Origin of the sequence: Pseudomonas sp. A-R-19 (assembly GCF_019956575.1) — a bacterium.
In the GTDB taxonomy this organism is placed as follows: Bacteria; Pseudomonadota; Gammaproteobacteria; order Pseudomonadales; family Pseudomonadaceae; genus Aquipseudomonas.
In genome coordinates this window covers 21,334-36,541 of the sequence record NZ_JAHBDR010000073.1, presented here as the reverse complement: position 1 = coordinate 36,541, position 15,208 = coordinate 21,334, and the positions used below count along the sequence as shown (strand labels likewise).

General features: G+C 59.3%; 14 protein-coding genes. All 14 read left to right on the top strand.

The window, feature by feature from the left end:
* Positions 1 to 85 precede the first annotated feature (85 nt).
* The 14 genes from KGA88_RS21465 (at position 86) to KGA88_RS21400 (ending at position 15,183) form a co-directional block, all read left to right on the top strand.
* Positions 86 to 2,641 carry a type VI secretion system Vgr family protein gene (locus KGA88_RS21465; RefSeq protein WP_411740862.1) on the top strand — a complete coding sequence of 852 codons (2,556 nt, stop codon included), beginning with the start codon at positions 86 to 88 and terminating at the stop codon, positions 2,639 to 2,641.
* Positions 2,638 to 4,662 (top strand): DUF3274 domain-containing protein, encoded by a 2,025-nt coding sequence (locus tag KGA88_RS21460; RefSeq protein WP_223594164.1) that lies wholly within the window; start codon positions 2,638 to 2,640, stop codon positions 4,660 to 4,662. Before KGA88_RS21465 ends, KGA88_RS21460 begins: the two co-directional genes overlap by 4 nt.
* Complete coding sequence (locus KGA88_RS21455) at positions 4,659 to 6,347, top strand: DUF2875 family protein (protein WP_223594162.1); 1,689 nt, start codon at positions 4,659 to 4,661, stop codon at positions 6,345 to 6,347. Before KGA88_RS21460 ends, KGA88_RS21455 begins: the two co-directional genes overlap by 4 nt.
* 64 nt (positions 6,348 to 6,411) lie before the next feature.
* Positions 6,412 to 8,436, top strand: a complete 2,025-nt coding sequence (locus KGA88_RS21450) for a DUF3274 domain-containing protein (RefSeq protein ID WP_223594161.1) — start codon at positions 6,412 to 6,414, stop codon at positions 8,434 to 8,436.
* Positions 8,433 to 10,112, top strand: a complete 1,680-nt coding sequence (locus tag KGA88_RS21445) for a DUF2875 family protein (RefSeq protein ID WP_223594160.1) — start codon at positions 8,433 to 8,435, stop codon at positions 10,110 to 10,112. The genes KGA88_RS21450 and KGA88_RS21445 overlap by 4 nt, the downstream gene beginning before the upstream one ends.
* Complete coding sequence (locus KGA88_RS21440) at positions 10,109 to 10,378, top strand: PAAR domain-containing protein (RefSeq protein WP_223594159.1); 270 nt, start codon at positions 10,109 to 10,111, stop codon at positions 10,376 to 10,378. The genes KGA88_RS21445 and KGA88_RS21440 overlap by 4 nt, the downstream gene beginning before the upstream one ends.
* A 1-nt stretch (position 10,379) precedes the next feature.
* Positions 10,380 to 11,936, top strand: a complete 1,557-nt coding sequence (locus tag KGA88_RS21435; protein WP_223594158.1) for a DUF2875 family protein — start codon at positions 10,380 to 10,382, stop codon at positions 11,934 to 11,936.
* Positions 11,933 to 12,202: a PAAR domain-containing protein gene (locus KGA88_RS21430; RefSeq protein ID WP_223594157.1), complete on the top strand. Its 270-nt coding sequence runs from the start codon at positions 11,933 to 11,935 to the stop codon at positions 12,200 to 12,202. Before KGA88_RS21435 ends, KGA88_RS21430 begins: the two co-directional genes overlap by 4 nt.
* 134 nt (positions 12,203 to 12,336) lie before the next feature.
* Entirely contained in the window at positions 12,337 to 12,627 is a 291-nt protein-coding gene (locus KGA88_RS21425) for a hypothetical protein (RefSeq protein WP_223594155.1), read from the top strand.
* A gap of 81 nt (positions 12,628 to 12,708) precedes the next feature.
* Positions 12,709 to 13,281 (top strand): chorismate mutase, encoded by a 573-nt coding sequence (locus tag KGA88_RS21420; RefSeq protein ID WP_223594153.1) that lies wholly within the window; start codon positions 12,709 to 12,711, stop codon positions 13,279 to 13,281.
* Positions 13,282 to 13,419: 138 nt separating this feature from the next.
* Complete coding sequence (locus KGA88_RS21415) at positions 13,420 to 13,794, top strand: hypothetical protein (protein WP_110659312.1); 375 nt, start codon at positions 13,420 to 13,422, stop codon at positions 13,792 to 13,794.
* On the top strand, positions 13,791 to 13,991 hold the full coding sequence (locus KGA88_RS21410; protein WP_103395545.1) for a helix-turn-helix transcriptional regulator: 201 nt from the start codon (positions 13,791 to 13,793) through the stop codon (positions 13,989 to 13,991). The genes KGA88_RS21415 and KGA88_RS21410 overlap by 4 nt, the downstream gene beginning before the upstream one ends.
* Before the next feature lie 26 nt (positions 13,992 to 14,017).
* Positions 14,018 to 14,752 carry an SGNH/GDSL hydrolase family protein gene (locus KGA88_RS21405; RefSeq protein ID WP_223594151.1) on the top strand — a complete coding sequence of 245 codons (735 nt, stop codon included), beginning with the start codon at positions 14,018 to 14,020 and terminating at the stop codon, positions 14,750 to 14,752.
* A gap of 2 nt (positions 14,753 to 14,754) precedes the next feature.
* Positions 14,755 to 15,183 carry a nuclear transport factor 2 family protein gene (locus KGA88_RS21400; protein WP_110659314.1) on the top strand — a complete coding sequence of 143 codons (429 nt, stop codon included), beginning with the start codon at positions 14,755 to 14,757 and terminating at the stop codon, positions 15,181 to 15,183.
* Positions 15,184 to 15,208 lie beyond the last annotated feature (25 nt).

Here is a 15,208-nt window from a genome sequence, read left to right as displayed (position 1 = left end):
ATTCCCGCCTTTGGGTTTGTCCAGGGGCATGGACGCGTATTTCCTGAGGCAAACACGGATTGCTGATGCCGCAGGAAGCTTGTTAATGGAACTGACAAAGATTTTTTCGCCGCAGAACCGGCGGTTGATCACATTCACCTCCCCGATTGAAAACCCGCAAGAATTGCTGCTCGAACGCTTTTCCGGCTCTGAAGGGATGTCGACCTTATTCAGTTTCGAGTTGGCGCTGATCAGCCAGGACGCACGACTGGAACTCAAGTCATTGATGGGGCAACCCGCGCTGCTCGACATTGAACTGTCGACCGGCGAGGCACGTTACATCCACGGTTACATCAGTCGATTCAGCCTGCAGAAAAGTGACGGCAGCCTGGCTTACTATTCGGCCACCTTGAGCCCCTGGCTGTGGATGCTGTCGCGACGCTTCGACTCGCGGATCTTTCAGGAGCAAACCCTCGAGGACATTCTGCGCACGGTGTTCGCCAACTATGGCGTACTGCCCAGATTCGAGTTCCGTCTGGAGCAGTCGCTCAAGTCGCACAGCTACATCACGCAATACCGCGAGAGCGATCTGGACTTCGTCTTGCGCCTGCTGGAACGTGAGGGTCTGTTTTTCTACTTCGATCATTCGAAGGAAGAACACCGCCTGATCATCACCGACCATTCCCGCAGCCTCGAACCGTTAGCCCGGCAACCGCGGATTCGTTACCACAGTGCCTCGGTCACCGAGACCGCCGACTCGATCACCCGTTGGAGCAGTCATCGGGTTTTGCAGTCCGGCAAGATGGCTATCCAGACCTTCGACTACCAGCAACCGCGCAATCCGCTGCCGGTCAGCATGCCCAGTGTCAATATCCAAGGTGATGTTCCAACCTACGAAATCTACGACTTTCCCGGTCATTACAGCCACGGGATGCCCGCAGATGGCGAAGCGCTGGTGCGTCATCGACTCGAAGCCCTGGAGGTACAGGGCAAGACATTTGAGGGCGCCAGCAACTGCCGCGCCATGCTGCCGGGTTACACCTTCGAACTGACTCAGCACTTCGATCACGATGGTGACCCCGTGGATGATCGCCAATTCCTCTTACTCAAGGTGGAGCACCGGGGTGGCAACAACTATCTGACCGATCAACCGGCGAGCTACGACAACAACTTCGTGTGCATCCGTCACAAGATCGCCTATCGCCCACCGATCATGACGCCCCGGCCGACGATTTCCGGGCCGCTCACCGCCATTGTGGTGGGCCCGGAAGGCGAAGAGGTTTTCACCGACGAGCTGGCGCGCGTGCAAGTGCGCTTCCATTGGCAACGGGAGCAGGATCCTGCCCAATGCACGACCTGGCTAAGGGTCGCCATGCCCAGTGGCGGCGACGGCTTCGGTCATCAGTTTTTGCCGCGCATCGGTCAGGAAGTGCTGGTCACGTTCCTCGGCGGCGATATCGACCGCCCCCTGGTGACGTCGGTGCTCTACAACGCCGACCATTTCCCCCCGCACTTCAGCAATGCCACGGGGCTACCGGGCAATCGAACGTTAGCGGGGATCCGGACCCGGGAACATCAGGGCAAGGGCTTCAACGAACTGCTCTTCGACGATACGCCCGGCGCGCTGCGTGCCCGACTGGGCACGAGTCATCAGGCCACCGCGCTGAATCTGGGCAAACTCGTCACGCCGCGAACCGATGGGCAGGCCCAGGCGCGCGGCCAGGGCGCCGAACTGCGCAGCGATGCCGCGATCGCCCTGCGGGCGGCTCAAGGGATGTTGTTGACCACCTACGCTCGCCACGAGGCGCAGGGCTCACAGCTGGACCGTGAAGAACTGCTCAAGCTGTTGGCCGAGTGCGGCGAACTGTTCCAGTCCCTCGGCCAGACCGCCGCTGCCCGAGGCAGTCGACAGGTCGACACCCAGGGCATCGAGGCGTTGCGTCGGTCGTTGAGTCAGTGGCCCGAACCGACCAGCAACAGTTCGGGTGAGCCGGTGCTCGCGCTGGCGGCCGAGGCCGGCATTGCCAGCGCCACGCCGCGTTCACAGGTGCACTACGCCGGCGAGAATCACGACACCACCGCCCAGGATCACCTGCAGTTGACCAGCGGCGCGGCCATGCGCCTGCACGCCGGCAAAGGGATCAGCGCCTTCGCCCAGGACGAAGGCATCAGCGCCATTGCCAATCGCGGCAAGGTGCTGGTGCAAGCCCAGGACGACGACATGGTGCTCAACGCGCAAAAGAACCTGCACCTTTCGGCAGCCGAAGGCGAAATCCTCATCACCGCCCCCAGCATTCGCCTGGTGGCCGATGACGGCAGCTACATCAGGATCGGCGGCGGAGTCGAGATCGGCACGCAAGGCAAGGCCATTGTGCATGCCGGCGAGCATGACTGGGTGGGGCCCAAGACTGACAGCGCCTCGGTGCCCTCATTCGGTCGTGACCCCGCCGCGCAACGCCTGGCCATTCACTACCCCGGCCACGGCGACGACAGCGCCCGATTGGCGGTCGAACATGCTTACCAAATCAAACTGGAGGATGGCGGCACAGTGCAAGGACTGACAGATTCAAGCGGAATGACGGAGCGGGTGGAGCGCGAGCAGATGCATCAGGCGCAAGTGTCGGCGTTACGTGACAAAGGCCCGAACGGTGACAGCCAATGAGCAGTGAAGATCCGTACTGCGTGGCGCAACTCACCACCCGCCTGATGCCCAACTGCAACACCGTGCGCAAAATGGAAGTGCCTGCCGACCTGCCGGGGGTGGTGATTTTCCTGCACGGCGTGAATGACCCCGGCGCGTCCTATGAGTCGGTGGAAATCGGGTTGTGCCAGGGGGTGAACGAGCGGTTGGATCGGCCGGATCTCAAGGCGGGGCGGTATGGGAGCAAGTACCACAAGGCTGAAAAAACGCCTCGGGAAACGTGGACAGATAAAGAAGAACAAATACTCGACGACCCTGACACTTATCTTTATCAGCGCGACACGGACGATCCCAAAACCCGCAGCCTGATGATCCCGTTCTACTGGGGTTATCGCGCCGCGCCGGAACACGTCAAGCGCGATGACGCCGGTGATCCGTTCAGGGTGCGCAACCAGTTTCAGGATATCCAGGGCAATCGCCTGGATCGCCACTTTGCCAAGGCCGGTGGTTTTTTTGTCAATGCCACCAACAACCTGGAAGAGATGTACGGTGAAGGCTTCAAGGCCAACCGGAAAACCGGCATGGTCGAATTGATCAAGCCGAACAATTACCTGCTCTTCGCCAATGCGCCGCTGCGGCATTACTTTGTGTTGGCCGCTCACCGTCTGGCGATGCTGGTCAGGGAAATTCGCCGGGTATCCCCCGATGAAACCATCACCCTCATGGGCCATAGCCAAGGCACCCTGATTGCGTTACTGGCGCAGGCCCTGTTGATGGACAAGGGGCAGCGCTGCGCCGACACCCTGATTCTCGTGGACTCGCCTTACAGCTTGCTGCACAAGGTCACCCCCAAAGACCATGACACCCTCGCCACGTTGATCCGTATCGTCATGGCGGTCACGCAAACGCCCCATACCCAGCCACCGTTATCCGCGCTCAGGGAAGCCAAAACCTATGGCGGTCGCAGCGGCCCTCGATGGTCACCGACGCAAGGGACCCGCCTGAACAAGATCGGCAACCTCAGCGTTTTCCCCGAGCGCGACAATCGCGGCAAGGTGTACCTGTATTTTTGCCCGGACGATACCACCGTGGCCCTGGACGACGTACAAGGCATAGGCACCTACGGTGTGCCGGATGCAACACCGGATGGTCGGCCGGCGATGAAGGCGCTGCAATCGATGGGTTTTTATCAACGGCTGTGGACCAAGCGCCATCGTGACGGCGAGCCAGTGCTGGTGGGCAAGCCGCCACAACCTGAGTTCATCCGCGCGCCGGGCGAGCACCGCTACCCGGGCGCGTCCTTTGTCACCGGAGTGGCCTCGCAAGCGCCGATAGCCAAGGGGCAGGAACGCCTGATCAATGCCGAGGCCCTGAACCCGCCCCATGCGCCACAGATGTTCGGTGGCGAAGCGCTAACCGGCAGTTCGACCACCGCAGGTCTGGACAAACCCGATGAGGTGGCCAAGAGCGTCGCGCTTGGCAAAGACGCCGCGACCTTTTTGTGGATAAAAATGCCCGCCGAGTATGACGCCCCGAACACCTCGCAGCGGGAGGCGTTAGCCCGTTTCAACGGCTTGTCCGAAGACCCGGAAGACCACACGCGCGCCGTACGAAAAGGCGCGGCCCGCTCCAGTAGCAGTTCCTGCCACGAGCGCGAGGAAACCCCACGCGAGGCCCGGGCACGCATGGAGCATGACCAGAAGACCTGGGGAAACAACTCCTACCACTCGGCGATCCTGCGCAGCCCGGAAAACCAGCGTTGGGTGACAGCGATGGACATTGCCATTGGCCAGGCGCATTGCCTTGATGAACCGGCCATGCGCGAGGTGTTGGTGGCGATAGCGGATTGGAAGATGGATGAAGAGGTATTCAGGAAAACCAGTGAGTTGCCAGGTTGGTCGCGACTAAGCGCTGAGGCTCGGGCATTAGTGAAGGCCAGTTATCAATATTACCAGGAGGGAGAATTTCCGCCCTCCGATCTGGTCTCGCTGACACCCCCCACTCTGCTTGCCAGCGCCGCTAAAAAAGGAGGTGCTTTGTGAGCGATCCTCAAGACCGTCCCCGAACGTTACCGAAACTGAAACCCTATCTCTGGATCGCCGGCGTACTGCTGGTCCTTTGGCTCGGCTTCGTCTGGCTGGCCCACATCAAGGCACAGGAAAACAACGTGGAACTTCGTAACCTCAACCCGGTACTGCGCTGGGGGATCGCCGCCATCCTGGGGCCCTTGCTGCTGATTTTCAGCGTTCATTGGTGGGGCAAGGCCGTGGCCAGTGAAAAGGCGGGGCTTGCCGCCTACAAAACCAACGTCATGGCGCAAATCAACGAGCAGCAAGCCATGCAAGTACGGACTTATGCGTTGGAAATCCGCGGGGTGGGGATGGCAGTGGATGATTGGCATCAATCGTCGATATGGCGAGAAATTAAAAAAAAGAACAACAACTTCGCTTCAATCTATTCTCGAGACCCCGAGGATTATGATTCTTCTTTAAGCTCCCGGGAAATAACCAGGAACATCAACATTCGTGTGGCGTTCAAGCATTCAGCGAACGGGTCAGTGGCGTACTGGCCAATCCCGGTGTTTGCGCTAGGTCCTCCAGACCCTTATGAGAAAGGCTACCGAGCCGCCGGTTTGATCAATTCAGGCCGTAATAAGGCAACCTTGGGGGTAACCCAGTTCCTCTGGCAGGACGATGAAAGCACCTCACACGCGCAAGGCATGATCGAGCGGCTGTTCCAGTTTTTTGACGACAACCCCCAAGTTCCACAAGCGCTGATCGCAAGTCGGGACGGTGACGTGACGCGTGATGTCTATCGCAAGCCTGGCACCCCTGGCTTGCAGAACGGCCATGTCGTCCCCACGGTGTACGAAAGCATGACCGGGCTGCTGGTCACTCGCTCGGATCGGGTGGATCGGTACATCCGTCGTTATGCCACCCACGAGCCTGAGGATAACCAAAACAAAAACACGGACCTGGGCAAGCTGTGGGCATTTTACTGGAAGCATTCCCGTGAGTTTCGGGATGTGTACGAAGAGGCGGAGCGTGCCAAGGGTTTTGCAAACCCCGATGCCCCCGGCACCATGTCCACCGCCTACTGGCAATCGCAACTCCCCGCCCTTTGGCAAACCATCAACAACCGCGGGCCAGGAGAGTTCGAACCCTCCCCATGGCTACCGATACGCTGGGCCCAGCATCAGATCAAAGAGTTCGACGCCGCGCCGGTGCTGGGTTACTTGCACCGACCAATCAAAGTCTCAATGCAGGATGAACAGGGCCGGCGGCTAAAACCGGCACTACAGGCCAAGGCCCTGCAGGCTGGCTGGCTGCAAGCCCTGGAGACGTTACCCAAAGGTCAGCAACCAGTCCGCGTGTTCTATGACACCACCGACAACCGGGACGCTGAAATCGCCCTGACCAATGCCTTGCACGGCCTGAACACGGACGGCCATGGCATCGCGTTGGGTAATGTCGACGAGGGTTACGACATCGGTCGGCGTCTGGGCAATACCGGGGTTAGTGGGGCGCTGGTGGAAATCAACCTGGCGACCATCGCCAGCTACCTGGACGGCGGAGCCAGCGCGGTGGTCTACGCCGGCCCGGACGGTAGCCTGACGGTGCAAATGATCCACCCACCGGACGAGGCCCGCAAAGAAAAGAACCGCGAGAACCGGGGTGCCGATCCCTTCAAGTTCGGCTCCCCTAGCGGCGGAGTACCCAGGACATGACCAATCCCCTCTGCCTGGGCGATGCATCGGCGTTACGTGACAAAGGCCCGAACGGTGACCGCCAATGAGCAGCGAAGATCCGTACTGCGTGGCGCAACTCACCACACGCCTGATGCCCAACTGCAACACCGTGCGCAAAATGGAAGTGCCCGCCGACCTGCCGGGGGTGGTGATTTTCCTGCACGGCGTGAATGACCCCGGCGCGTCCTATGAGTCGGTGGAAACCGGGTTGTGCCAGGGGGTGAACGAGCGGCTGGATCGGCCGGATTTGAAGGCGGGGCGGTATGGGGCCAAGTACAACGAGGCTAACAGTACGCCCAGGAAGGCGTGGAAGGATAACGAGGGGCAAATACTCGACGATCCGGATACTTACCTCTACCAGCGCGACACTGAGGCGCCCAAAACCCGCAGCCTGATGATCCCGTTTTATTGGGGCTACAGAGCCGAACCCGGAGAGATAAAACGCGATAAAAATGGCGATCCGGCTAGGCTGCGGCATCAATTCCAGGACCGGTTCGACAATCGTCTGGACCGTCACTTCGCCAAGGGCGGCGGTTTCTTTTCGAATGCCACCAACAATCTGCTGGAGATGTACGAAGAGGGTTTCGCCAAGTGGCTGCGCCATTGGGTACAACCCACGATGCCCAACTCCCTGTACATGGGCAAGGGACCGAACCGGCGTTATTTCGTGCTCGCGGCCACCCGGCTGGCCATGCTGGTCAGCGAGATCCGTCGCGTTTCCCCCGATGAAACCATCACCATCATGGGGCACAGCCAGGGCACGCTGATCACCTTGCTCGCCCAAGCTATGCTGGTAGATCGCGGAGAACGCTGCGCCGACTGCGCAATCATGGTGGCTTCGCCCTATTCCGTATTGCCGGACGCGACGCCGAAAAACTTGCGAACCCTGCAAACCCTGATCGACATCGTGCAACACACCACCCAATCACCTCATGAGCAACCACCCCTCAGCACCATGAGTTGTGGCGTGCCGGGTTATGGTGGTCGCACGGGGCCGCGCTGGTCACCCGAACAAGGCCAGCGCTTGAGTGCCGACGGGAAAACCCTGGTGTTTCCCGAGCGCGACAACCGCGGCAAGGTCTACCTGTATTTCTGCCCGGACGACACCACCGTGGCGCTGGATGATGTGCAAGGCATGGGTACTTATGGCGTGCCGGACGAGTTGCCCGATGGTCAGCCGGCCATGTCCGCGTTGCAGTCCTTGCGTTTCTACCAGCGCCTGTGGACCAAGCGCCTGCGTGACGGCGAGCCGGTACTCGTGGGCAAGGCTGCTCAACCAGACTTCACACGCGCCGAGGGGGAGCCGCGCTATCCCGGTGGCTGGTCAGTTGCCGCGATAGCCTCGCAAGCCGGGATCAGTGAAGGCCAGACGCGCAACATCAATGCCGAACAACTGCATCCACCCCATGCGCCGCAGATGTTCGGCGGCGAAGCCGTGACGGGGTCTACCCATGAGGCAGGAAAGGATCGACCGGATGCGGTGTCGCAAAACGCTGCATTGGGCAACCCCGGTGCCTCTTTCAAATGGGTTTATGTGACCAACAGCGACAAGCGACTCGACTTGGACGAAGGGCTTGTTCGCTGGAATCACGGCAAAGAGCCGGACGACCAGACTCGGGCCCTGCGCCAGACACCGGTGTCCGGCAATCCGATGCTCAATCGTAAGGACCACTACCGCATCTACCGCGAGGAAACCCCTAGCGAAATCCGTGCGCGCATGCAAGTTGATCAGAAGGAATGGACTGACAACAGCTATCACTCGGCAGTTTTGCGTAGCCCGCAGAACCATCGCTGGGTGACGGCGATGGACATTGCGATTGGGCAGGCCAAGTGTCTGGATGATCCGGTGATGCGGGAGGTGTTGGTGGCGATTGCGGATTGGAAGATGGATGAAAATCGATTTGAAGTAGTCAGCAGTTTTCTGGGTTGGTCGCGACTGAGTGCAAAGGCGCGGGCGTTGGTAAAGGCCAGTTATCAGTATTACGACAAGGGTAAGTTTCCTTCAAACGAGCTGGTTTCGCTAACGCCGCCAGCACTAATAATCGGCTCGAAGGGAAAAGGTGCATGAGGGATCGCCAGCAGGACAAATCACAGCGGCCGAAGCTGAAGGGCTATCTCTGGACTGCGGGGGTACTGATAGCTATTGGGCTTGGTTTTTTACTCGTCGTCATCTACACCGCACAGGCTGAAAACAGGGAGTTGGGGGATATGAGCGCCGTGATGCTTAAGGGAGCAGCAAGTATTTTTGGCGCGCTGGTGTTGACCTACAGCGGGCACTGGTTTGGTAAGGCCGTAGCCTACGAAGAGGCAGAGCTCGCGGCCTACAAATCAAAAGTCATGGCCGAAAGAGCCGAGCACATCGCTACCCAGGAGCGTACTTATGCGCTGGAAATACGGGGAACGGGGCTTGCCGTTGATAATTGGCATCAATCATCAATTTGGCGGGAAATCAAAAAGACCAACAACAATTTCACTTCGATCTATTCGCGAGACCCCAAGGATTATGACACTTCAGTGAGTTCTCGAGAGATCACCCAAAAAATCAACATACGCGTTGCGTTCAAGCATTCAGCCAGCGACTCAGTGGCCTACTGGCCAATTCCGGTGTTTGCGTTGGGACCACCAGATCCTTATGAAAAAGGCTACAAAGCTGCTGGTCTGATCAACTCAGGTCGAAATGCTGCCACTTTGGGGGTGACACAGTTTCTCTGGCAAAGCGACGAAAACACCGCTCATGCCCAAGCAATGATCGAACGGCTTTTCGTATTTTTTGACGACAACCCACAAGTGCCACAGGCATTGATCGTTAGCAAGGACGGCGATGTGTCCCAAAGCGTTTACCGAAAGCGCGGCACCCCCGGCCTGCAAAACGTCCATGCGGTCCCGACTGTATTCGAAAGCATGACTGGCTTGCTCGTCACCCGTTCGGATCGGGTAGACCGTTACATCCGCCCCTTTGCCACCCACGATTCAGAGGACAACCAGAACAAAAATACCGACATGGGCAAGTTGTGGGCGTACTACTGGAATCGTGATGCTGCGTTCATCGATTGGTATGAAAATGCTGAGCGGGCAAGGGGTGTGGAAGAACCAAATGCCCCCAGCACCATGTCCTCCACCTACTGGCAATCCCAACTCCCCACCCTCTGGCAAACCCTGAGCAACCGAGGCCCCGGCCATTTCGAACCCTCCGCATGGCTACCGGTGCGCTGGGCCGAACATCAAGTCAAGGAGTTCGATAAAGCCCCGGTCCTGGGCTACCTGCACCGCCCGATCAAAATCCCGATGCATGACGACAACGGCAAACCACTCAAACCCGCGCTACAGGCCAAGGCGCTACAAGCAGGCTGGCTAAAGGCACTGGAAACCCTGCCCAAGGATGAAAAACCGGTACGCGTGTTTTACGACAGCACCGACAACACCTCAGGCGAAATTGCCCTGACCATTGCGTTGCACGGCCTCAATGTCGATGGATCCGGCCTCGAACTGGGCAATGTCGACGAGGGCTACGACATCGGTCGGCGCCTGGGCAACACCGGCGTCAGTAGCGCTTTGGTCGAAATCAACCTCGCCACAATTGCCAGCTATCAGGAAGGTGGTGTCAGCGCGGTGGTGTACACCGGCGAAGACGGCAGCGTCACCGTGCAAATGGTTCGCCCGCCAGACGAAGCCCGTAAAACGAAGAACCAGCAAACCCACGGTGCCGACCCGTTCAGGTTTCGCATGCCGGGAGCAAAACCATGACCAATCCCATCTGCCTGGGCGATGCCACCAGCAGTGGCGGCAGCGTCGTCTCCTGCCAGCTCGAAGGCACGCATACCCTCAAAGGAAAAACACCGGCGGTGCTGGGCGACAGGGCTACCTGCCCACTGCACGTGGGCGAGTTTGCCTTCGTCGAAGGACATCCGCGCCGGCGTATGAACGGCATTCCCCTCGTACTGCAAGGCCATCTCCTGGCCTGCGGTTGTCATGCGGTGGCGAGCAATGCTTTGAACGTACGGGTTACCTGACGTGGAGCTTCGTAAGATCAACCCGGTACTGCGCTGGGGAATCGCCGCCATCCTGGGCCCCTTGCTGCTGATTTTCAGCGTCCACTGGTGGGGCAAGGCCGTGGCCAGTGAAAAGGCAGGACTTGCCGCCTATAAAGCCAACGTCATGGCGCAAATCGCCGAGCAGCAAGCCACGCAAGTGCGGACTTACGCATTGGAAATCCGCGGGGCTGGGCTTGGGATCTACCAGGACCACCAATCGGAGATCTGGCAATTCATCAAGAAAAAAAAGAACAACTTTGTGTCGATTTACTCACGAGATCCCAAGGACTACAAGGCATCACTACGATCCAGAGAAAACTCCAGAGATATCAAAATCCGTGTGGCGTTCAAGCATTCGGCAGGCGCGTCAGTAGCGTACTGGCCAATCCCGGTGTTTTCCATCGCACCGCCCAAGCAACCTTCAGATACCGGGGCGGCGAGTAATATCCTCGGCGGTCGCAATGCCGCAACCTTGGGCGTCACGCTCTTTTTATGGCAGGACGCGGAAAATACAACCCATGCCCAAGGCATGATCGAGCGATTGTTCCAGTTCTTTGATGACAACCCCGAAGTGCCCCAAGCCTTGATCGTGAGCGAGGACGGCGACGTCACGCGAAACGGTTTACGCGTGGCTGGTACCCCTGGCTTGCAGAACGGCCATGTCGTCCCCACGGTGTACGAAAGCATGACCGGACTGCTGGTCACTCGCTCGGATAGGGTGGATCGGTACATTCGCCGTTATGCCACCCACGAACGTGAGGACAACCAGAACAAAGACACTGATTTGGGTAAGTTGTGGGCGTTTTACTGGAAACAATCCCGTGAGTTTCTAGATGTGTACGAAGAGGCGGAGCGTGCCAAAGGCGCTCAAGATCCCTTAGCTCCCGGCACCATGTCCACCGCCTACTGGCAATCCCAACTCCCCGCCCTTTGGCAAACCATCAGCAACCGCGGGCCAGGAGAGTTCGAACCCTCCCCCTGGCTACCCATCCGCTGGGCCCAGCACCAGGTCAAAGAGTTCGACGCCGCGCCGGTGCTGGGTTTTTTACACCGACCGATCAAGGTCTCGATGCAGGATGAACACGGTCAGCGGCTAAAACCGGCGTTGCAGGCCAAGGCCCTGCAGGCAGGCTGGCTGCAAGCCCTGGAGACGTTACCCAAAGGGCAGCAACCGGTCCGCGTGTTCTATGACACCACCGACAACCGGGACGCAGAAATCGCCCTGACTAACGCCTTGCAAGGCCTGAACACGGACGGCCATGGCATCGAGTTGGGTAATGTCGACGAGGGTTACGACATCGGTCGGCGTCTGGGCAATACCGGGGTTAGTGGGGCCCTGGTGGAAATCAACCTGGCAACCATCGCCAGCTACCTGGACGGCGGAGCCAGCGCGGTGGTCTACGCCGGCCCGGACGGCAGCCTGACAGTACAAATGATCCGCCCGCCGGACGATGCACGAAAAGAAAAGAACCGCGAGAACCGTGGTGCCGATCCCTTCAAGTTCGGCTCCCCTAACGGCGGAGTACCCAGGACATGAGCCATCCCATTTGCCTTGGCGATGCCACCAGCAGTGGCGGCAAGGTGGTTTCCTGCCAGCTCGAAGGCACGCATACCCTCAATGGAAAAACTCCTGCAGTGCTGGGCGACAAAGCTACCTGTCCACTGCATCTGGGCGAGTTTGCCTTCGTAGAAGGGCATCCGCGCCGGCGTATGAACGGCATTGAGCTCGTTTTGCAAGGCCATCTCCTGGCCTGCGGTTGTCATGCGGTGGCGAGCAATGCTCAGAATGTGCAGGTGGTCTAGACCGAAACACCGGATTTTCTCTTTGTTGCGGGGCGACCGGTGGCCCCCGGAGTGATACTCGGGCTCATCAGCCGGGCTTTTTTGCAGGCTGATGATCTATCCTGTGTCTCCCCGATTCCACCCCGGAGACACCCGTGCCCACCCTCACCGCCCGCGAGGTTTACCAGCCGTTGCGCGACGCCGCCCAGGGTATTCGCACGTTCAAGCGTCTCGATGAACACTGCAAGTCTGGTCATGTACAGGTCGACATCGACGGCTGGCAACTGACTCTGGAGGTCGACGCCGGCCACTTGCGCCACTGCCTGCACGGCCAATGCCCCGATGGCCGCGAGTATGCGCTCGACATCGGGCAGCGCTTCGGTACCGACCCGGTGAGTTTGCTCAGCACCTGGGAACTGGCGCAGATTGAACGGCTGCTCGCCTGAATCCTTCGCAACCTATCGTTCCCTGGCCGCACTTGTGATACACAAGCCGGAGTGATTTCTGCGTCCAAGGAGATTCCGTCCATGCCCCGTTCCCTACGCCTGCCGCACTGGCTGGCCTGTACCCTGCTCGGCTTGCTCGCTGGCGGCACCCAGGCCAGCACCACGCCCCCGGCGCCCGATGCCCTGCAACCGTTGCTGGCGACGATGAATGAGCGCTTGTACATCAGTGAACTGGTGGCGCTGACCAAGTGGGACAGCGGCAAGCCGATCCAGGACAACGCCCGGGAGGCGCAAGTCATCGCCAACGCGCGCAAGCAGGCGACCCAGCGCCAGCTCGACCCCGATGATGTCGCCGACCTGATCGCCGCCCAGATCGAAGCGAGCAAACTGGTGCAATACGGCCGGTTCGCACAATGGCAAGCGGCGCACAAGGCACCGGATACGCCACGGCCGGACCTCAATAACCAGATCCGGCCGAAGCTCGACACACTGCAAAACCTGCTGCTCAAGCAGTACGCCGCGTTCCTGCCCTACCGCAAGGACCCGAACTGCCCGCAATGGCTGGCCACCGAACGCTCCGCGCTGATCAAGGATTACCTGCATGGCCAGGCGATGATTCGGGCGACGGGCGAGTTGTGCGTGGTGGGTCGATGACAGTGCAGTGATCCAGACAAAAAGCCCGGCCCAATCAGCCGGGCTTTTTCATCGGCAGCCCCACAGATGTAAAACACCCTTTACATCGATAAAATCTCCGGCGAGTATGTAAAGGGTCTTTTACATCAGGAGCAAGCAATGAAACGCTATTACATGGAAATGGGCGCTGCGACGGCGCTGTACTCGATATTGCTGATCGTGTCGCTCATCCTGCTCAAGGATCAGCAAGAGATGGCCATGGCGCTGAAGATCATCATCACGCTACTGCCTGTGATTCCTGCGGGGCTGATGTGTTGGGCGGTGGTGCGCAATATGCGCACGCTGGACGAAATGCATTTGCGCATTCAGTACGAGGCGCTCGGTTTTGCCTTTGCCGCTTCGGCATTGCTGACCTTCACTTACGGCTTTCTGGAGAATGTCGGCTTTCCACACGTGTCCTGGGTCTGTGTGTGGCCAGTGATGGGCCTGATGTGGATGATCGGCCTTAGACTTGCCAAGCGGCGTTATCAATGAAAAACCGTCTCAAGGAACTGCGCGCCGAACGCAAGTGGTCACAAGTGGATCTGGCAGCGTTGTTGAATGTTTCGCGGCAGACCATCAATGCCATCGAAAATGGCCGCTATGATCCCAGCCTGCCCTTGGCGTTTCAGATTGCCCGGGCGTTTGAACTGCCCATTGAGAGTATTTTTGATGATGAGCTCGCGGGCTAATCCATTCCTGCCTCAGGCCCCCATGCATGAGCCACACTGAAACCCTCGCAAAAATCCTTCTCGGCCCGGTCTTGCTTGCGCAAGGCCTGTACACCCGGTGGATGACGCCCAAACTGCCGGAGGCCGAAGGTGAACGCCAGGGCGAGGCCGGCAGCGGCGAGGTTCTGCGCTTGTTGATTGTCGGTGACAGCGCCTCGGCGGGCGTGGGTGCGGCGACTCAAGGTGAAGCCCTGAGCGGTCGACTGGTCGGGCGCCTGGCCGATGAATATCAGGTGTCGTGGAAACTCTGGGCGCGCTCAGGCCTGGACTCGCAAGGGTTGCTGGAACTGCTCGAACAGCACGCCGTGGAGTCGTTCGACGTGGCGCTGTTGTCGATTGGCGTCAACGATGTCACCAGCTCACTCACCCTGGATCAGTGGCTCGCTCGGCAACGGCGCTTGATGGCGCTGTTGTGCGACAGGTTTGCGGTGAGGCAGATTGTCGTGTCGCCCCTTCCGCCGATGCACCTGTTCCCCGCCCTGCCGCAGCCGCTGCGCTGGTTTCTGGGGTTCCGGGCGCGTGTTTTCAACGCACATCTGGCGGATCTGGCAGATCGAATGGATCAATGTACGATGCTGACCACCCCGCTGGTGCCCGAACCGGGCCTGATGGCCAGCGATGGCTTTCATCCGGGGCCGCTGCTTTACCGGCAATGGGCCGACGATGCCGCCAGGGTGATCGACCAGGGTTTTCGCACCACAACAATAAAAAACAGGAGTTGAACATGTCTGAGCTGAACCTGAACCCCAATGTCGCAGCGTCCCTGAAGCAGTGGCACGCGATGATCGGCAACCGCGACTTGAGCGGCCTGCCCGAAATGCTCGACCCGCAGGCGGTGTTCCGCTCGCCGATGGCGCACACGCCGTATCCGGGGGCGCCGGTGGTGTCGATGATCCTCAACACGGTCATGAACGTGTTCGAGGACTTTGCCTACCACCGTGAGTTGGCCACGGCGGATGGCTTGAACGTGATTCTCGAATTCAGCGCCAAAGTCGGCGAGAAAGAGCTCAAGGGCATCGACATGATCCGCTTCAACGAACAGGGCAGGATTGTCGAGTTTGAAGTGATGGTGCGGCCACTGAGTGGCTTGCAGGCGCTGGGTGAAGAAATGGGCCGACGCCTCGGGGCTTACCTGAAAGCCAGCAAGACCTGATTTACCTGATTCACCAAAAATCCCT